Source organism: Pseudoalteromonas sp. XMcav11-Q (assembly GCF_040104525.1).
In the GTDB taxonomy this organism is placed as follows: domain Bacteria; phylum Pseudomonadota; class Gammaproteobacteria; order Enterobacterales; family Alteromonadaceae; genus Pseudoalteromonas.
The window spans coordinates 1-20,599 of record NZ_JBECOX010000009.1 but is presented as its reverse complement, the minus strand read 5'-3'; the positions used below and the strand labels follow the sequence as shown (position 1 = coordinate 20,599).

The 20,599-nt window shown below is 42.4% G+C and carries 15 protein-coding genes; 13 read left to right on the top strand and 2 right to left on the bottom strand.

Translation table 11 applies throughout. From position 1 onward, the window contains the following. Positions 1–130: 130 nt before the first annotated feature. Complete coding sequence (locus tag ABMY45_RS14955; RefSeq protein ID WP_206472860.1) at positions 131–2,281, bottom strand: ATP-binding protein; 2,151 nt, start codon at positions 2,279–2,281, stop codon at positions 131–133. Continuing rightward, on the bottom strand, positions 2,256–3,443 hold the full coding sequence (locus ABMY45_RS14950; protein WP_010604670.1) for an extracellular solute-binding protein: 1,188 nt from the start codon (positions 3,441–3,443) through the stop codon (positions 2,256–2,258). Before ABMY45_RS14950 ends, ABMY45_RS14955 begins: the two co-directional genes overlap by 26 nt. Positions 3,444–3,680: 237 nt before the next feature. On the opposite strand from ABMY45_RS14950, the gene tmk reads away from it, so the two are divergent. The 13 genes from tmk to ABMY45_RS14885 form a co-directional block, all read left to right on the top strand. Further along, entirely contained in the window at positions 3,681–4,334 is a 654-nt protein-coding gene (gene tmk / locus ABMY45_RS14945) for a dTMP kinase (RefSeq protein ID WP_039497867.1), read from the top strand. After that, positions 4,327–5,235, top strand: a complete 909-nt coding sequence (gene holB / locus ABMY45_RS14940; protein ID WP_206472865.1) for a DNA polymerase III subunit delta' — start codon at positions 4,327–4,329, stop codon at positions 5,233–5,235. Before tmk ends, holB begins: the two co-directional genes overlap by 8 nt. An 11-nt stretch (positions 5,236–5,246) precedes the next feature. Continuing rightward, positions 5,247–5,570 (top strand): PilZ domain-containing protein, encoded by a 324-nt coding sequence (locus ABMY45_RS14935; RefSeq protein WP_010604673.1) that lies wholly within the window; start codon positions 5,247–5,249, stop codon positions 5,568–5,570. A gap of 7 nt (positions 5,571–5,577) precedes the next feature. Beyond that, the gene (locus tag ABMY45_RS14930) at positions 5,578–6,372 is read left to right on the top strand and encodes a YchF/TatD family DNA exonuclease (protein ID WP_045990081.1); all 795 of its coding nucleotides are present in this window, start codon (positions 5,578–5,580) and stop codon (positions 6,370–6,372) included. After that, the gene (locus ABMY45_RS14925) at positions 6,356–8,194 is read left to right on the top strand and encodes an alkaline phosphatase D family protein (protein ID WP_206472867.1); all 1,839 of its coding nucleotides are present in this window, start codon (positions 6,356–6,358) and stop codon (positions 8,192–8,194) included. The genes ABMY45_RS14930 and ABMY45_RS14925 overlap by 17 nt, the downstream gene beginning before the upstream one ends. Before the next feature lie 163 nt (positions 8,195–8,357). Then, entirely contained in the window at positions 8,358–12,050 is a 3,693-nt protein-coding gene (locus ABMY45_RS14920; RefSeq protein WP_349289084.1) for an ATP-binding protein, read from the top strand. Between the two features lie 58 nt (positions 12,051–12,108). Beyond that, complete coding sequence (locus tag ABMY45_RS14915) at positions 12,109–12,624, top strand: YgjV family protein (RefSeq protein ID WP_174168927.1); 516 nt, start codon at positions 12,109–12,111, stop codon at positions 12,622–12,624. A gap of 291 nt (positions 12,625–12,915) precedes the next feature. Then, on the top strand, positions 12,916–15,900 hold the full coding sequence (locus ABMY45_RS14910) for a TonB-dependent receptor (protein WP_349289083.1): 2,985 nt from the start codon (positions 12,916–12,918) through the stop codon (positions 15,898–15,900). 95 nt (positions 15,901–15,995) lie between these two features. Then, on the top strand, positions 15,996–16,994 hold the full coding sequence (locus tag ABMY45_RS14905; RefSeq protein WP_349289144.1) for a proline racemase family protein: 999 nt from the start codon (positions 15,996–15,998) through the stop codon (positions 16,992–16,994). Then, complete coding sequence (locus ABMY45_RS14900; protein ID WP_349289082.1) at positions 16,991–18,079, top strand: Xaa-Pro peptidase family protein; 1,089 nt, start codon at positions 16,991–16,993, stop codon at positions 18,077–18,079. Before ABMY45_RS14905 ends, ABMY45_RS14900 begins: the two co-directional genes overlap by 4 nt. A 9-nt stretch (positions 18,080–18,088) precedes the next feature. After that, positions 18,089–19,033, top strand: a complete 945-nt coding sequence (locus ABMY45_RS14895; protein WP_349289081.1) for an ornithine cyclodeaminase family protein — start codon at positions 18,089–18,091, stop codon at positions 19,031–19,033. Beyond that, positions 19,014–19,271 (top strand): hypothetical protein, encoded by a 258-nt coding sequence (locus ABMY45_RS14890; RefSeq protein WP_017217477.1) that lies wholly within the window; start codon positions 19,014–19,016, stop codon positions 19,269–19,271. The genes ABMY45_RS14895 and ABMY45_RS14890 overlap by 20 nt, the downstream gene beginning before the upstream one ends. Positions 19,272–19,805: 534 nt before the next feature. Next, a partial coding sequence (locus tag ABMY45_RS14885) for a tyrosine-type recombinase/integrase (protein WP_349289080.1) occupies positions 19,806–20,599 on the top strand: 794 nt, incomplete at its 3' end.

Here is a 20,599-nt window from a genome sequence, read left to right as displayed (position 1 = left end):
GAAGAAGTTTACCTGAGGTGAATGTCTGCTTTCAGGCTAAGATTATAAGAATTCTACGATGTTATTCAATTGTAACTTAAATGAACTTTATTTAATTATCTAGTCATATAAAATGGGGCGAAATTGACCGTTAACTCAAAATAGTATTTATCACTTCATAAAGCTTTTTCATATCTATCGGTTTTGCGACGCAATTATCAAATCCAAGTTGCTGATAGTTTTCTAAATCTCCCGACATCACGTTGGCTGTAACGGCAATAAGTGGGGTTGTCTTATCTTGTTCTCTGACTTCTGAACATACTTTTAGGCCATCTTTTTTTGGCATCTGAATATCTACAAAAAAGATATCAGGTTTCAATTCGTGATAAAGCTCAATCGCCTCTTCACCATCCTGAGCTATGACAAGATTCGCTTCAGTTGGTTTAATCATGGCGCTAAATATTTTTTGATTAAGTGGATTATCTTCAGCAAGTAGCAGGTTTTTATCCCTCAAAGCGGGTATAGCTTGCAAATCTTGCATGACAGATTGTTCTGGTGCATCGCAGATATCGAGTACGAGTTCAACTGTAAACTCACTGCCAATACCTTCTTTACTTGTCACCGTAACACGGCCGTCCATTAACTCGGCAAGTTGTTTTACAATTGCAAGTCCAAGACCGGTTCCTCCATACTTTCTGGTGGTCGACGAGTCTGCCTGTTGAAATCGATTAAATAACTTCTTTAGCGCGACTTCGGAAATACCGGCGCCCGTATCTATTACACGGATGGAGAGATGCTTACCGCCATCTTGGAGTATAACGGTTACAGAACCGTCACTGGTAAATTTAACGGCATTGGATATTAAATTTCTTAGTATCTGCTTTAAACGCAGCGAATCACCGAGTCGATAAGGATTTGCAAGCTCCTCAGTATGAATAATAAGGTCAATTTGTTTAGCATTGGCAGTATGGACAAACTCTTGCTTTACTTCACTGACAATACTTCTGACATCCACTGTCGCTGATTCCATTTTAAGTTCACCAGCTTCAATTTTAGAGAAATCAAGTAAGTCATTGAGTAAGCTAAGTAATGTTTCTGTGGACGTCATGCCCTGTGCAATAAGCTCTTTGGAATCTGCTGCATTTCTATGGTGCTTCATTAATTGGAATACACCATAAATACCGTTAAGTGGCGTCCTTAATTCATGGCTCATATTTGCCAAAAAGTGACTTTTTGCCCGCTCTGAACTTTGTGCCTTCACTTTTTCACTTTCAAGAGAACCTATTTGCTCCTTAATTTGTTTCGCAAGTTGGTTGAGGGTCACTTGGAGCGTTCTTAGCTCTCTAAATTCAAAATCGCTTGTTGCAGAAACATAATGTCCCTGTTTAAGTCGTTCGCAATGACGCTCAAGTGCGCGCATCGGATTGGTCAAGCGTTTTGCTAATCGGCGTAAATACCAGGTAAGTAATACCACTAGCATCAAGCCGATAAGTACAATGTATAACACCGCGCTTAAAATATCGTTACTGTATACTTCGGCTTCTCGTTGTAGCTGTAAATCAAGTTCAACAAAATCGTCTTTTTGTGAATAAATAGGACTGTGATATACACCTTCAGTGGCATTTGAGGAATGTGTTCCCGCAAGCACAAGGTCTTGACTGGTGATCCAGATAGAGCCTTTTTCCTGATTGGAACCTAAAAATGGTTCAAGATCGACTTCGAGGAATAGTACACCCGTATATTTATAAGGACGCATTAACGACGATAATTTTTGTCTAAGGGGAATGGCGAGAAACAATTTGGCCTGATCAGACGGTTTTTCTTCAATGCTTTTAACTGGGACAACTAGTTTGTCGATTTTTAATGTGCGTCGCTGTTGCGCGAGGACCTTGTGAGCATGCTCGCTAAATACAGAATTGTTCCAACGTAGGGTATTAAAAGGATATCCCTCTACGGTAAACACGGAGCCATCGTTGATAAACGCAGATTTTACCATGTCGGTATTGTCGACTAAGTTGGTTAGCGCCTTAACCGCGTATTGAGTAAACAGTAGATCGCTCGGTAAGGTAGATAAAATATGGTCTTCACTTAATGGTGCAACTTGATAGATAAGCTCATTGATTTGCGCTTTAAAATCGCTGATAAGACTTGCGCCAGTGCGTTTAACGTCTTCTTGCTCTAGGGTTGCTTTTTGTTGCATTAAGGAAAAGCCAACCATCGCAACCAGTACAACCAGGAAGAGAGAGAATAATGCCGTAATTTTTCTTTTTATTTCATCAACGATGCTGCGATTTGCTTTCATTCTGTCCCGACTTTGTGACGATAAATTGCATATATTGCGTCGTTTCTTCGACACTATACACACCACCTAAATAGCGTGTTAGCCCCTTTAACATGGCTTCCCAAATATAGGCCATAATAGGTTCATTCGGCTGTGGATAGGTTTCATGCAGAGATGCGATCAGTTGAGACAGTGCTTTGTCGTCGCGTTTTATAAGCTCAGCTAAGCTGTCACCGTTTGCAGGCAGCGCATTGAGCTCATCCCATAGTTTATCTTGTACCTTCTGGCTTTGCATAAAGTCAACAAGCTGCTTTAGATGCGGACTTTTTTTAGATTCTATGCCATTGGCAGGAAAAGCCAGTACATGAGACGATGCGAGAGACATCAGCTGATAATTACCCCATCTCGGTAAAGGCGCGATGGCTAGGTCGTCTTTAAGCTTGTCTTTAAGTTGACGATATGCCCAAATTCCATTCACAAAATAATCAAGCTTGCCGGTCTTAAAACGATTCATTAAGCATTGGTAAACACAATCAGCGTCTATGATGCCGCTGTTGAGAAGTGATTGATAATTGGAAATTGCGAGGCGCATCGCTTTGGTGTCAAGCTGTGGCACGCCTGCCTGAATGAGATTAGGCTGAAGGGCGTTCGCAAACGTCACAAACCAATACATTTCATAAAAATTCCAGCCGAGCGTAGGTTTGTCTGCAACAGTTTGCTGTGCGTAGGTTTGTAAGTCGGTAATAGGGTGTGGCACAAGTGCACGGTTGTAATAGAGTACAAGATGGTTGCCATACATAATTGGTACGCCCTTAAGCTCACCATTGACCTTACTATTCTCAATGACTTTTTGTGTGAGCTTTTTGCTTAACCAAGACTCTGGCACCTGAGAAAATTGCAGTTCTGACAACCCCATATAATCGCTGGGAATAATCACGGCATCCGGTAACTGTAGGGCATCTGCATACAACAATAACTCGCTTTTCAACTGATTGTTGTTAAAAGCAAGAATATTAACTTTAATACCCGTTTTTGCACTAAACTCTTCAAATAATGGCTGAAAATCAAAGTTTTCAAGTCCTACCGCGACATCTATCTCTGGCGGTTCACTTGCACGGGCATTTACTGGGTTATAAACCAAAAGAAGTAACATGAACACCAAATAGAGCATTTTACGCGGCATATCAATACGCTTCCTTTACGGGCCTAAAAGGCATGTTAATGTTGCTCAGCATTGGGCGTTTCTTATATAAAATTATTCGGATGTGCTTGTTATTGTAGACCAAATTTTTCTGTTTTAAATTATTTTCAGAATGACAAATTCAATTTATTAGACAATTCAATTCTATTTCAGTCGTGAATAATTCACTAAAACACGATAAAATAACAGCCAAATAAGAATGATGAGTACGTCCTTGCTATGAAAAAAGGGTTTATGCTGGTCTGCGATGGCAGCAATGGCGCTGGAAAAACAACGGTTATTACCGGATTGGAAGCGCATTTAAAACAACGCGGTATTGAAGTTGTGATGACTCGTGAACCCGGTGGAACAGAGATCTCAGAGAAGATAAGAGAAATCATTCTAGATCCCTCAACCCCCGAAATGGCAGACATGACGGAGCTTATGTTGTTTGGGGCTGCGCGTGCTCAGCACGTTCGTGAAAAAATTATGCCAGCACTTGAGCAAGGCAAAGTCGTTATTTCTGATCGATTTGACGCTGCAACATTTAGTTTTCAACATTATGCAAGAGGGCTAGATCTTGCCACCATCACAACCATTAATCAGCTTGCGCTCGGCGGCTTTCGTCCAGACATGAATTTGATTTTGGACTTGGATCCTGAAGAGGGCTTAAAGCGAGTCAAATCGCGAGGTGAGGGGCTAGATAGACTCGAGGATGAAAAGCAACAATTTTTGCAGCGCGCACGTGAGGGTTATCTCGTTCAAGCGAAAAATGACCCTGAACGATTTACTGTGATTGATGCCAGTCAAAGTAAAGCACAAGTACTTGAGCAAAGTATTGAACTGCTTGATAGCTTGATAGCCACACACCTTACAGTGGATGGCAATGAATAATTTGCTTCCAAGTTGGCACAGCAGCGCTCTAAGTTATCTTGCTCGAGCACAGCAAAACGGTCGTTTGCACCATGCTCAGCTGTTATCGGGTAAAAAAGGCGTGGGAAAGTCTCTGCTTGCGGCGCACTTGGCAGATGCACTGTTATGCTTACACCCACAAAATCTCACTGCCTGTGGGCAATGTAAGCCGTGTAACTTGAACTTAGCTGGTAATCACCCAGATAGACTGAGTGTCGTGCCTGAGGGAAAATCAATCGGGGTGGATGAAATTCGAGAGATCACGCATTTCTTGAACCATTCAGCGCAGCAAGGTGGCAATAAAGTCGCGTTGATTGAGCACGCGCATTTGATGACCCATTCAGCCGCAAATGCGCTGTTAAAAACACTTGAGGAGCCAAATGCTAATCGTTATTTGGTCGTAACCAGCGATGATGACAGTAAGTTACCTGCCACCATTTTGAGCCGTTGTAATAAAGTGGCGATCCACTCGCCCAATCAAGCAGAGGCCGCGCAGTGGCTGGCTGCTAAAAATGTCGCTTGTGATTTCCCTTGGTTTGATGAATTTTCTCTACAGCCATTTATAATCGAAGCGTGGCAACAAGAAGGTGCACTTGACGATGTGACTGCGCTTTATCACGCGGCGAATCAATTAACAGTAGAGAGTGCGCAAACGGTTGAAAAAATTCTGTTAAAGCACAGCGCAATGAGCGATGTATTTGCCCGTTTTTTGCTCAACCGTTTAAAAGGGGCGATGACACAAGGGAATGGTTTGAGTTTTACCCAGTATCAAGACTTAGTGAGCTTAGTACATCGGTTTATGTACGAACAGAAAAATGTGTTAGGGTTAAATCAAAACCTGAGCATTTCTAATTTACTTTTTGCCTTACAAAAACAGCTATAAAGAGGTGGTGCATGCAAGAGTTACTTGCGGATTTTGAAGATTTAGATGAGCTATATCGTTGTTATATGCCATTTCTGAAATCCGGTGGCATATTTATCAAGTCCAATGCCCATTTTGATATGGGGCAAGAATTAAAACTCAGAGTCACCTTGCCTGACGCTCTAGAGGCGGACGAAGTCAACGCTGTGGTTGCTTGGTTAACACCGCAAGGCGCGCAAAATTCTAATCCATCTGGGGTTGGCGTTGCGTTTGTTGACGCGCCAGCTCTGAACGATAAAATAAATAAGCTTTTGGGTGCGACTTTGCATTCAGATAAACCAACTTACACCATGTAGAGCCAGTATGATTGTAGACTCTCACTGTCATTTAGATAGACTCGATTTTGAAAAGTTAGGCCTAAGCCTTGAAGAAGTACTCAGCAACGCGAGACAAAAACAAGTAGAACACTTTTTATGCGTTAGCGTGACGCTAGACCAATTTCCATCCATGTTAGAAAAAATAGCCCATTTTGATGATGTTTCTGCATCTTGTGGGGTACATCCACTAGATCAAAAAGATAAATTGGATGTTGAAAGGCTAATACAGCTGGCGAGTAATGATAAAGTCGTTGCTATTGGTGAAACTGGATTAGATTATTATTATTCAAAAGATACGCATCAGGTACAGCAAGAAAGCTTTGCTGGACACATAGATGTGGCTAATCAGCTACAAAAACCACTGATCATTCATACTCGCGATGCAAAAGCGGACACGATAGACATCATGCGTGCCCACAATGCGCAAAATTGCGGTGGCGTGTTGCACTGTTTCACTGAAGATTGGCCGATGGCAAAACAGGCACTAGACCTTGGTTTTTACATTTCAATCTCAGGTATTGTGACGTTTAAAAATGCGACGGCGCTTCAAGAAGTCGTTAAGCAAATCCCTATGGACCGATTGCTGATTGAAACCGATTCACCTTATCTTGCACCTGTCCCGCATCGTGGTAAAACTAACCAGCCTGCTTACGTACAAGACGTTGCGTATTATATTGCTGACTTAAAAGGAATGAGCTACAAAGCGCTTGCAGAGCAAACCACGAATAACTTTTACTCTTTATTTAATTTGGTGAAACGCCAAGATGGTAGCACAACTTAATCAGCTACCTCAGGTGTTGATGGGCCCGCTGGTTCGCCGAGCTGAGCAGAATAAAATTTGTATTCAGGTTGTTACTTGTGAAGCCGTGGACATTTCGGCTTCGCTGTTGGCCCATCACAGTCGATGTGAGGTTGAGACGTTTCAGCTCGGTGCAGCCTGCTTTTTGCATTTTTTGATGATATGCAGCGAGAAGGCTCTGCCAACAGCGCAGCTGCTCGAGTATCAAGTGCTTATTAACGGTGCCGCGTATAAGCCAGATTATCTGCGTTATGGAGAAGAGCTTAGCTTTGCGATACCTGCTTTGCTCAAGCAAATATTACATGGCTCATGCCGTAACCCGCATCACCACGCAAAAGACAGTCTACATACTGCAGATCAGTGGCAAGAGCAGCAACGCGAACTCGGTGAGCTAGGGGCTGACTTGTGTATTTTTTCTGGCGATCAGATCTATGCAGATGATGTTGCCGGCGCCATGTTGTTGGCTATTAACCAACTTATAGCGCGATTGGGTTTGTTTAAAGAAACGAAATTGCCAATGCACCTACCAGCTGATCAACAAGCTCAGCTTTACCATCGTCACTTATATTTACCAAAGACGCCATGGCAGGAGCGCTCAAAGTTTTCACCAGGCTATTGGTTTCGAAAGGATGAACCGCACTTTTCTAGTGTTAAGGCCTTTAATCACCTAATTTTCTTCGAAGAGTTTGTCGCCTGTTACCTGTTAAACTTCTCTCATCTTGCTTGGCAGTTGGTTAACTTTGATGCGCTTCATTATGATGGTGGTAACGACAAAGTTAGGCGAATATTTGAGTCCGAACTTGACGCCTTAAAAGGCTTTGTTGAAACGTTGCCTAGCGCTGAGCGGTTGTGTGCGAACGTGCCTGTACTAATGATGTTTGACGACCATGATGTGACCGATGATTGGAACTTGACGGCTAAATGGGAACAGGCAATTGCGAACCATAAAGTGAGTCGACGCATTATCAGTAATGGCATCATTAGCTATTGGCTGTTTCAAGGCATTGGTAATGATGCGTTTGAGTATAGCGGGGCGCTGACATCAGCTTTTAATTCAAGCCTGATTGACAACGAATGGCACTTTTCGGCGTTTGACAAACAAGTTCGTCGATTCACACACTGGCATTATTGTTTAGATACGTTTCCAAAAGTGGTGGTGCTAGATACTCGTACACATCGGTGGCGTAATGAACAGGATTTCAATGAACCAAGTGGTTTACTCGACTGGGAAATGTTGATGGAGCTGCAAGACACGCTTATTGACCACAGTGCAGTATTGATGGTCAGTCCTGCGCCAGTATTTGGGGTAAAGGCAATCGAAACCATACAAGCCATATTTAACACCTGTGGTGAACCGTTGGTGGTGGATGTGGAAAATTGGATGGCACATGAAGGGGCTGCGAAAAAGCTAATTGAAATTTTTAAGCGTCCAGATACACCTAAAGAAACCATTATACTCTCAGGCGATGTACATTATTCGTTTTGCTTTTCGGTTCAGGCTCGTTTTGGTCGTCATGATAACCGCATTTGGCAGCTAACCGCATCAGGGATAAAAAACGAATTTCCAAAGCCGCTTATCAATATTTTAGATAAGATGGACACGATTTTGTATGCCAAATATAGTCCTCTGAATCTCTTTACGAAACGCTGGCAGCTATCGGTAAGTAAGCATCCTTCATCGCTAAAAAAACATGGCTATTTGGTGTCAGACTCTGCGATTAGTTTAGTAACGCTTGAAAACGGCTTGCTAGAGAAGTATGAGCTACTGCACGGCACGGGGATCCACAGTCATTTTGAGTTATAAGCCTTGGTAATAGATTTTAGAATTGAATAAACCTATTTTAGCTATTTGTAGCTTAGCTTGGCTGTACGAGTGAGCTTGCGTGATGCGCTAAACCCATCAAAAAATACATGCTCTTTTTCGCTTTTGCTATAGTTAATATAACGCGGGCTAACATCTCGACTATATGACTCTACTCAAGCGCATGTCTCTGTTCGTTGTACCATACAGCACACTGAAATGGTTTTGTGTGTTGCTGCTGTTGTTATTACCGAGTTTTCCTTGTGCCGCCAGTTTTCCCGAATTTAGCGATACGGCGCAGGTTATGCGACGTTATGACTATAATTCTGGCCTCAGTCAGGTCACTATCACTGCCATTGCGCAAGATCAACTCGGGTACATTTGGGTTGGCACACAGTCTGGCCTAAATCGTTTTGATGGTCATGATTTTGTTCAATTTGAAGTAAAGCAGAACTCCAAACATCATCTCTCTGGTGGCTTTATTACCTCACTATGCCACAGTGGCAAATATATCTGGGTTGGAACAAGTACTGGGCTTAGCATTTACGATACTGAAGCGGGGACCTTTCGCTCTATCTTAGCGGCGCAGAATGAGGCGGTTAGCTCCGATAGAGTTAAAAAAGTGGCATGTTATGGTGAATCAGTGACAGTATCAACAGAAGAGGGCGATGCTTACCGAGTTAACTACCAAACCTTAATGCCTGAAAAACTTTATTTAACTGGTAAATTTGTTCGTGAAGTCCAAGAAACAAGGGATGCATTTGTTTACCTCAATGCAGATGGCCTAGTCAGTCAGCCAAAAGACAAAGTAGGTGCGAACGTTCTGTTGGAAGGTGAGTTTAAAACACTGTCGCTTTCCCACGGAAGGATATTCGTGGTTGATTCGGATGATAAAATCATTAGTTTCGACACTCAGTTCAATAAAGTGCAATGGCAAAAGTCGGTCAGTGCGAAAGTAAACCTCAGCATTCACCAAATTAAAGTAAGGGCGAATGAGATACTCGTTGCTTCCAATACAGGAGTGTTTATTTTAGATCTGCAAGGTAGTATCAAGCGGCATTGGTATCGCCGTGCAGAACAATATGATGGTCTACAAGATAACAATGTACTTAGTGTTCAACGAGATAGAAACGGCGATTTATGGATAGGGACGGAGTCACAGGGGCTGCACTTTTTTAGTCAGCTGAGCGAATCGTTTGGTCACGTTGGTGAACAAAACTTTCCGCATGCTCCTTTGGGGCATCCTGATGTTAGGAATTTCGCACTAGACAGTAGCGAGCGTTTTTGGATAGGTACGTCATCGGGTTTATATATTTATCAAAAATCGAGCTTTATCGAAGCACATCGAATTTTCCCGAGTTTATCTGCAATCAAAGGGAGCTTTATCACGCAAGTAAAGATCTATGATGATACCTTGTGGGTAACAACAAGAGGTGATGGCGTTGTTAGGTATGCTTTAACCCAAGGGGAATACAGCCATTTGATGCCCAACTCGAATAATGGTCCAGAGCTTAGCTTTAATGATGTTATCGAATACCAATCACAGATTTTGGTAAGTTCCAGAACACTAGGTCTTATGAGGTACGACGTGGAGTCTAAAACCCTAGTGCAGTTTTTCGAAAATCGTTCAGATGCACCTTCACATGTATCTTCATTTAAAGTTGTTGGGCAAGATTTATGGTTTGGCACTATAGGTGAGGGGTTGTTCAAGTTTAGTAAAGGCCAGCTCCATAATCTGACTACGCAGGATGGCTTAAAGTCGAATTTAGTTTTTATGATAGATGAAGACCCGTGGCAACGTATCTGGGTTGCAAGTGAAGCGGGCATTAGTTTAGTTGATAAGCAAATGAAAGTTGTCCGAACCATAGGAGAGCAAGAAGGACTAGGAAACCAAGCCGTGTGGGGGCTGGTTTATGATGACTATGAATATATGTGGCTTGGCACCAGTGGTGGGCTGTCGCGCATTAATGTAATGGATTTTGCCATTGATAATTTTCTTCCAATTGACGGCGTACAAGCGCACGAATTCAACTACAATGCCGCATGGAAAGCCCCTGACGGCCGAATTTTTATGGGTGGAGCCAAAGGATTTAATCAGTTCTTCCCCCAGAATGTATCAATTTCAAATACCGCGCGGCCTATTTTAGTTTCCACAATCGAATTACTGGGCGAGCCTTTACAGCCAAGTCTCGATGGGATCCTCTCTGTTGCGCCAGAGCTTGCGGGGTCATTACGATTACGCTATGACCAAAATATCATATCGTTGCAATATTCAAGTCTAGACTTTGGCTCTGAGAAGCTGAGCTTTTATTACCGTATTAAAGGACTAAGCGACAAGTGGCTGAAACTTGCAAATGGAGCAAGGCAAATAAATTTACTCCAGCTTGAGCCTGGCACCTATCGAGTAGAAACCTATACTGTTAATCGCTTTAATATGCAGTCGCCCGTTCACGAGTTTAGCATTTATATCGCTGCACCAATTTGGTGGAACGCTTACTCGAAGACCCTTTATACCCTAGTCATTGTGCTTATCATTGCAGCATTTGTTCGAGCGAGACAACGGCGTTATCAGCAAGTGCTGCGGGATAATCAGAAAATGTCAGCGTTACAAGAGCGGTTAGAGTTGTCATTGTGGGCAAGTGGTGATGAACTTTGGGATTGGCATGTTGAGTCGGGTAAAATTTATCGTTACAGCGTAAATCCAAGGATCGATTTTAGTGATCTCCAAGATAAACTTATTCTCAATGAGCTTGACCAGTTTGTACACCCTAAAGATTGTGTGTTACTTGAGGAGCGCCTGCAATCTTGTGTGGACGGCCGTGAAGACGTATATGAATTGTCTATTCGAGTTAAAGATCAACAGGGAGAGTGGATCTGGGTATTAGATAGAGGAAAGGTAGTTGCACGAGATGATAATGGTAGAGCAACGCGGATAGCGGGGGCACTGAAAGATATTGCTGATTTGAAAGCACATCAACAAGCCTTGCAGTCGTTAAACGAGCAACTTGAGATAAAAGTTGCGATGCGCACCGATGAGCTATATAAAAAGAATCAAAAACTTGAGCAAGCAATGTTTGAGTTAAAGCAAACGCAAGAAGACTTGATTGAAAGTGAAAAAATGGCTTCTTTAGGTGTTGTGGTTGCGGGGGTTGCGCATGAGATCAATACACCTTTGGGTATTGCTATCACAGCGCTTTCTCATAACGAAGATTGTTTATCTGAGTTGGTAGAAAAGCTTGAGAATAAAACCCTTAAGCAAAAAGATTTGGTTTCCTCCATCGATGCACAGCAAGAAGGGTATCTGCTGATTAGTCGCAATCTGCAAAGAGCTGAAAGCCTTATTAGTAACTTTAAGCAAGTCGCAGTAGATCAATCCAGTGAGACTGAGCGTGATATTAACCTGCTTGAATATATCAATGACGTATTTGACTCACTTAAGCCATTGGCTAAAAATAAAGAAGTATATTTGTCTATAGATGGGAATGCTGATGTAAATCTCTCCACCTATCCAGGCGCGGTTTATCAAATAATGGCAAACCTATTTAACAACTCCGTTATCCATGGCTTTGAGGGGAGTGCCTCTGGTACGGTTAGCGTGTTAGTCGAGGCGACGGATAGCCACTGGACTATTGTATACTGCGACAATGGTGTCGGCATGGACGAAGCAATGCAAAAGACCTTGTTTGAGCCATTTGTAACCACAAAACGTAATCAAGGCGGATGCGGATTAGGCATGCATATTGTTTATAATTTGGTTACGCAACTTTTAAAAGGCGAGATCCGCTGTAAAACGGCGAAATTACAAGGTGTCGAAATTACAATAAAAGTACCGTTTAGGAAAATAGCGGTCGAAAATTAACTTAGGTGAATTACAGTTAGCTAACAGCCTGTGACAATGCTTCTTTTAGGAGTTTGTCATGTTCTTATTATCTCAAGTTTTGGTTACCCTTGCTGTTTTACTCGATCTCGCCTCATTTCAATTTATGAAACGCCAGCAGGTGTTATTGGCACTAAGCTTGTCGACTGCACTCACTGCAATTCACTTCTATCTACTTGATGCTATGGCTGGTGCTTTGCTTATGGCGGTTGCGAGCCTCAGATATCTGGTGTTTATCAAGTCGCAGTCAAAGCGCTTGCTTATCGGGTTTCTACTACTCAATACAGTGCCACCTTTAGTACAATTAAATGCAAATTACGAACTTTATGCTGTTATTGGTAGTATTTTATTGACATTTGGTGCATTTATTCGAAAGCAAGTGGTATTTCGGTGTGTGATGATGTTAGGTACGGTGTGTTGGCTGATACATAATTGTTATATCGGCTCTCCCATGGCGATTGTGTTAGAAAGTACTTTTTTGGTGAGTAATTTGATTGGGTTATGGCGAATTTATATGAAGCGTAAAGCGAGTAAGTTAAAGGCTGGGTTGAAGTAGATTCAATTTTACTGGAATGGGCACTAATAAAATAGGTTGAGCTTTAAATGTGTTATATTTCAGTTGGTTAAGTTGTTTTCTATCTACTTTTTCAGATAATTGCGCTGATTACAAGTGGCATAGGAAACAGACTGGAATAAAAGTTATATAAATAATCTTTATATAAATCATAGTGTTATCACTTTTATTAATATTAATTGCATAATTAATATTGTATACAATATATCAATTGTGTATTGTTTGTTCGTTACCAAAAAACACTCAAATCAATGGGAACAAAAGGACAACAATATGCGTAATAACAAAAAAACAGCGCAAACACTGTGTAAATCACTCACTGCATCAGCACTTGCTCTAGCATTGGGGACTTCTACTGCATTTGCTGCAGATGGCAATAGTACTGTGAAAGGGAGCATCGTAAATGGTCAAGGTACTGAGTTATCTCAGGCTCAATTGACCTTTACACACAAATCCAAGGGGCTGAAGTTTGCTGTACAAACTAATGGCAAGGGCGAATACATTTTGCGTAATCTACCTGTTGGCCGTTACAGCGTGTCAATTAATAAAGCTGGATTCGAATCCGTTATTGAAGAGGATGTCGAGCTTAATATTGGACAGGCGCTAATCTTAGACGCTCAATTATTACAACAAGGGCAGGACATAGAACGGATAGCGGTGACTGGCACGGCGATTCGACGTGTGGATATGGCCTCTTCAACTGCTGGAGTAACGTTTACAGACGCCGAGCTTAAAGTCATGCCAGTAAATACCGGCTTTGAAAGTATAGCGTTATTGGCACCGGGTACAGCTGAGCCTGGTGGTGATTCATTTAATAGAGCCTCAAGTTTCGGTGGGTCCTCATCGGCTGAGAATGGCTACTATTTTAATGGTCTAAATGTCACGAGTATTCAAACTGGTTTAGGCTCAATTCGTTTGCCTTGGGAAGCTATCTCACAAACTCAAATCAAAACGGGGGGAATTAGTCCTGAATTTGGTGGCGCACTAGGTGGCATCGTTAACGCAATTTCTAAATCTGGGGATAACGAATTTAACTTAGGGGCAGAAGTGAGAATAGACCCTGCTTCAACCCATAGTTATCACGACTCAAACTACCTAGATAATGGCACAGTGAATCTTAATACTGAGCAAGAATACGACTCTTTTAAAGAGCTACAAGTTTGGGCAAGTGGTGCACTAATAGAGGACAGCTTATTTTACTATGGTTTGTATGCACCTCGACGGGAGGTTAATCGTTGGGCTGGGCAAACGACCTTCAATGACAGAAAACGAGATGAAGATCGCTGGTTTGCAAAAGTTGATTGGTTCATCAATGAAGACCATTCCATCGGTTTTTCCGCCATGAATAACAAAAGAGAATGGACACGGCAAACCTATGCCTATGACTGGGAAAGCGATGTGATTGGTGATAAACAAGGGGTTGCGGCTCCTGGTGAAGATGGCGGCAAGGTTTACAGTGTCAATTATAGTGGTTACTTTTCTGACTTTTTCTCGGTGTCGGCTGTGGTGGGCCGAGTGACCGAAAACGTTGAAAATATTGTCGCATCAACAGTGCCGGGTGTTTGGGATGAAAGAGAGGGATTCGTTACTTTATCAAGTCATACAGCCAGCAGTGTTTCTGAGCAAGAGTTTATCCGTGATCAAGCGAGAGTCGACTTTAATATCGATTTGGATTACCACTCCATTTTGTTCGGTGTTGATTATACTAAAGTTACGGTAGATCACTTTGAAGGTCAAAATGGCCTTGGAGACGCAGAAGGCTGGTGGACAATCAAAACCGCTGGTGAAGGGAGCATTTCTGGTGCTGCGCTTGGTCAGGATTATATCGAACGTCGAATAAGAACAAGGACGGTTGATTCTGAGGTTAACTCGCTTGCTTTCTACGTCAATGATTCTTGGCAAGTCACCGACCAACTCGTGTTAAATCTGGGCCTGCGTTATAGTCAGTTTGAAAATACCGTTACTGACGGTAGAGCGTTTGTAGATATGGATAACCAACTTGCGCCTAGATTTCAAGCGATTTATGACCTAAACGGTGATGGCGAATCCAAAGTTTTCTTTACTTACGGGCGGTACTTTCAACCTGTTTCTGCCAACATGAACATCACTCAAGGCTCGGCTTCAGTAGAGTGGTTTGAGTATTTCGACCTCGATCAAGTAGACAGTGATGGCTATCCTGTTTTATTAAGTGATGGCTCGCCAAGTCGAGGGGAAATGCTTCGAGATAGACGCTGGCGTCAACGCGGAATTACAGAGCCCGGTTTGATTGCTTCATCCACCCTTAAGCCGATGTATTCTGATGAATTGACTTTAGGATATCAGACCACCGTTTTTGACGATATGGCATTTGGGGTTAGAGCGATTTATCGAGACCTTGGACGCAGTGTTGAAGATACGGATGTTGGTCCTGTGCTTGCGAAGAAATTGGCCGAACTCGGTATCCAAGACAATGTCGGTCAGGGTTCTTACTATGTGCTAAATAACCCGGGTGAAGCGATCACCATGAGTTATGACTTCGATGGCGATGGCCAAGTCGATGAAGTGACACTCAGTGCAGAAGAGCTTGCCCTACAACAGGCTGTGCGTAAATATCTGGCACTTGAATTTACCTTAGAAGGAAATATTACCGACAAGTTACGGATTAATTCTTCTTATACTTGGTCACACAGCTATGGTAATACAGAAGGTTTAGTGAAAACCGATAACGATCAGGCAGATCCAGGTTGGACAACTTCTTATGATTACGCGGATCTGATGGATCACGGCTATGGTAATTTACCGAATGACCATCGCCATTCAATAAAAGTATCAGGTTCTTACGATATCACAGATGAGTTAACTTTGGGTCTGGTTGCAAGAGCGTCGTCAGGTCGCCCGACTAACTATTTCTCTAAGCACCCAGTCGGTACAGATAGCTGTACCGCAGGAAGCCCTTGGGATGCATGCGTAAGTAAAGATTATGGCCATGTTTCGCATTACGACGAAAATGGCAACCCAGCCCCTCGCGGTAGTGTAGGTAATCTTCCTTGGGCAACCACGATAGACTTATCACTCAGTTACTCTACAGATATTATGGGACATGACTTGTTACTCAAGGGCACCGTTTATAACCTACTAAACAGTGATAAAGCGCTTGGGATCAATGAACAGCGATCTTTAGATGGTGCAAATGGCTTAATCGTTAACCCTGACTACGGCATTACAACGTTACGACAAACTGAGCGTTACGCGTCGTTAGTTGCAAGGTTTACGTTTTAATTTCCCTGGTGATAGCCAAGACTGGGTGCTACGCACCTAGTTCTTGGTTTAAGCCAAACAAAACGTTTGGCTTATTTCATGTCACGGAGAGTATGATGACGTTAACAATAGATTTTGAGCAAATACTGAGCCACGCGGAAGTAATAGAGACGGTTGACATGCATACCGCCGGAGAGCCTTTGCGGGTAATTGTCGATGGTTTCCCTGAACCTCAAGGCAACACTATTTTAGATAAACGGCAATACTGCGTAGAAAATCTTGATCACTATCGCACCGCGCTGATGTATGAGCCTAGGGGTCATGCTGATATGTATGGTGCGCTTATCGTTGAAAAGCAGTTACCAGAAAGCGATTTTGGCGTGTTATTTCTTCATAATGAAGGATACTCAACAATGTGTGGTCATGCGATTATTGCTTTAGCTACACTATTTTTACAGCACAATCCCGCAAAGAAACAGTTGTTGATAGATACGCCTGCAGGGCTAATTACCGCATGGCTAAGAGACGGCCAAGCTGAATTTGCTAATGTACCAGTAGAGGTAGTGACACTTGATAAGCAAGTCAAGACATCTGAATTTGGTTTAATCTCAGTGGATATTGCATTTGGTGGTGCGTTTTATGCCTATATTGACGCTGATACAATCGATTTAGCTCTTACGTCAGAAAATGCAGCTTACATTCAGCAGTTAGGTTTAACGCTTAAACAAGAAATTGCAACACAGATTAGCTTAGTGCATGACGATGCGCGCCTCGCATTTTTATATGGTGTGATTTTTTATTCCAATTCTCAAAAATCGGACTCTGCTCACAGTAAGCATGTGTGCATTTTTGCCGATGGCGAATTAGATCGCAGTCCAACAGGGACTGGGGTCAGTGGTAGGGCTGCAATTCTTGCCGCCAGAGATGAGCTTGCCGCAAACCAACGTATCTTTATTGAAGGTATATTAGGCTTGGGTTTAGATGTTTGTTATCAACTTAGTGATGACAGTAAATCGTTGATCCCAATAGTTTCGGGCGTGGCCTATATTACAGGCCGACACCAATTTATTTTAGACGACCACGATCCATTAGTAAGAGGATTTTTACTACGATGAATGTAGATTACGCAGCCAGACAGCAACGCTTAGTCAATAAATTACAACAACACCAAAGTGACGCTATCATTATTTATGGCTACGAGAATATTGTATATTTAACCGGCTTTACCGGTCATGCAGCAACATTGTTGATGTCTTCAAATGGGCAACACCGACTCATTACCGATTATCGTTACTTTGAGCGTGCTAGCGATGAAGCGGTGGGAGTCGAAGTTATTTTAAGAAATCGTGATAAAGAAACGCTACCTGATTGTATTTTTAGATTATTGGATGGGCCGCGACAGCTTGCATTTGAAGCGCATCAAATCAGTCACGCAGATTATGTTTTATTAAACATCAGCGCAAAAAATACCACGCTTATTGCCGCGCCGCTTTGGGTGGAATCGCTAAGACAAGTTAAAGATGGTTATGAAATTAACTGTATTAAACGCGCCGCCGAGATAGCTGACTCGGCGCTTGCCCATACACTGCCTTTGTTAAAAGTAGGGATCACTGAGCGAGACGCGGCAATTGAGCTTGAGTATCAGATGCAAAAGCTAGGCTCAGAAGGACTCTCTTTTGACACAATCCTATTATTTGGTGCGCGTTCTTCCTTACCGCACGGAAACCCAGGACAGACAAAACTTAACCTAGGCGATTTAGTACTTATCGACTTTGGTGCGGTAATAGGCGGCTATCGCTCTGATATGACGCGAAGTTACGTGTTAGGGGAGCCGACGAAGCAACAACAATCCATTTATGACACGGTCCAACATGCGCAGCGAGCTGCGTTGGCGCTAATAAAAGCGGGCGTTAACTGCATAGATTTAAATAACGCATCACACGATGTGTTAAGTCATAGTGACTTTTCACAATACGCAGGTGAGGGACTTGGTCACGGTGTGGGGCTATTTCTACACGAGCAGCCGTTTATTAAACCTGGGGTCGATCACCAATTAGAAGCTGGCAATATCATTACCATAGAGCCGGGTATTTACATTCCAAATTATGGTGGTGTGCGCTTGGAAGAAGATATATTGGTGACTGAAAATGGTTTTGAATGCTTAACCCACGCGCCACAAGTATTTCAGCTAACGAACTAAGGAGTTGGGATGCAAATTATTACTCGCCAAGAGGTCGCGGATAACCTCAACTACCCAAGCTTAATTCAAGCGCTTAAACAGGGTTTTGCGCAACCAGCAGGTACACCAACACGGCAAGTTTTTGAGCTAGATAATAGTCACAACAATCATGACGCTTTTGCTGTTTTACCTGCTTGGAATGCCGATGTGATTGGCGTAAAGGCGTTTACCTATTTCCCAGATAACAACCAGTACGATAAAGCCAGCCTTTACTCAAAAATCATGCTGTTTTCTAGGCAGTTCGGTGAGCCGCTCGCGCTTGTGGACGGCACCGAAGTAACATTGTGGAGAACCTCTGCTGTGTCAGCATTAGCCGCGGAGTATTTAGCACCTAAACATGCCAAACATTTGGTTTTCTTTGGCTCAGGCAATTTAGCTAGTTACATGATTAATGCTCATTTAAGTGTTAGAAATTATAGTAAAATTTCAATAATTGCACGTAATTCTGAAAAAGGACGCCTGTTGCTGGAGCTATTGTCCTCGCAGCATCAGGGAGTGGAATTTTCATTGTATCAGCAGGCAACCGCATCTGTTATTGCTTCGGCAGATGTGATCAGCTGTGCAACAGGCAGTCATACGCCTTTGTTCAATGGAGAGTGGTTGAGCGATGGCACGCATATAGACTGCATTGGCAATCACCATAAAGATTGTCGAGAAATTGATACCACAACGGTAACTAAGAGCCGCGTTTTTGTAGATAGTCGCGCAAATGTATTGAACGAGGCGGGCGAATTGTTGTTACCGATCAGTGAAGGTAAGTTTAGCCCCGATAAGGTGGTTGCAGAGCTTAGCGAAATGACTAAAAATAACCTAGGTCGAAGTAACGAGAATGAAATTACTTTGTTTAAGTCTGTAGGAACAGCGCTGAGTGATTTAATTGGAGCGAAATTAGTGTATGACTTGGTTCAAAAATAAAGAGCACGGTAAAGTGTATGAAGTAACCGCAGTAGTCAAAGCTGCTGATAAGCGCTTGGTGAATCCGCTTATTTGTCACGAATGTCACATGTTGGTTAGTTATCAAGGAGTTGGCGGCGAAACGAAAAGCGAAAAGCTGCTTTATGACGAGGTGTTTTACAAAGCGTTTCAAAACCACGATAGCTGTTACGTCATGGTGGATGACAATGGTATTCGCCATTATCATCCAAGTGAGTAAAGTGACTTATTCAATTAAGTGAACACAATTAAGTGAACACAATTAAGTGAACACAATTAAGTGAATAAGCGCTAATTTTTGACCTGACAGAGTACAAATATAGAACGCTATGAATACTGACATTTAAGTTATTGGTCTGGTGCGGACTGCGGCACTAACATGTTTCTGCCCCGAAATGAGTTAACGTAAATGCTCTAAGGGTGGCTTTGAGCGAAAAGCTGACGTTCATCCTTTCACCTAAATAACTGTATATACATCCATTGTAATTGAGTTTCTTCCATAGTCAGGAAAACGACCCTGTGGGTCGTTTTTGTCGTGTTCACATTTAGATCAATGTAACGTAACTTTAATGCTGGTAAGTACTTCCTAAATTTGCTATCAATAGGCATGGGACAAAAACGAGACAGATTGCTGTAGAAAAACGACCCAATCGCTCGATATTAAATTGTTGAACTAAGCCGCTACGCGGAGATCCAACTCTCACCAACTGAGCCACACTTACCTTGAGGTTATCCCATAACTTGGAGGTAAGTCATGAACACACTCATAGAACAAGTCAAAACAGAAATAGCCTACCGAGGGTATTCGCAATGTACATGCAAAAGTTACTGTGAGCATCTACTTAAACTGAGTCACTATTTCAATAAACCACTCGATTCAATTACCGGTGATGAACTGAATACCTTTTTTAATGATCCGGCTATTCGTAAACTCTCTAGAGCAAGCCAAAAAGTACAAATAAATAGTATTTGGTTTTTGTTTAAACATATTTTATATCGACCGCTGAACCTAGATATCGCATTACCAAAAGCGAAGACTCGCGCATCAACCTATTTATCTCGAGATGATATTCGGCGGCTGATAGAAAACTGTATGGATATGCGATTAAAAACGTTAATTGTGGTTTGCTATGGTTGTGGCTTACGCATTGGTGAGCTTTTACATATTAAAGTGCAAGACATTGATGGAAAGCGAAAAACCATTTTGATTGAGCAAGGTAAAGGAGATAAGTCACGCTATGTAGTGGCCTCCGATAGCGTACTCAACCAATTACGCAGTTACTGGAAAATGTATCACCCAACAAAGTGGATGTTTTACTCACGATGGTTAATGGATAAACCCATGTCAGCATCAAGCTTTAGGAGACCATTACGTGAGCATGCACAACATTGCGGTTTAACTCACTGTAATCCACATGCATTACGCCATGCTTATGCAACACATCAACTTGAATCAGGCATGCCATTGCACCAACTTCAACATCAGCTTGGACACAGTGATATTAAAACCACGCAAAGCTACTTACATTGGTTACCCGAATTGGGGCA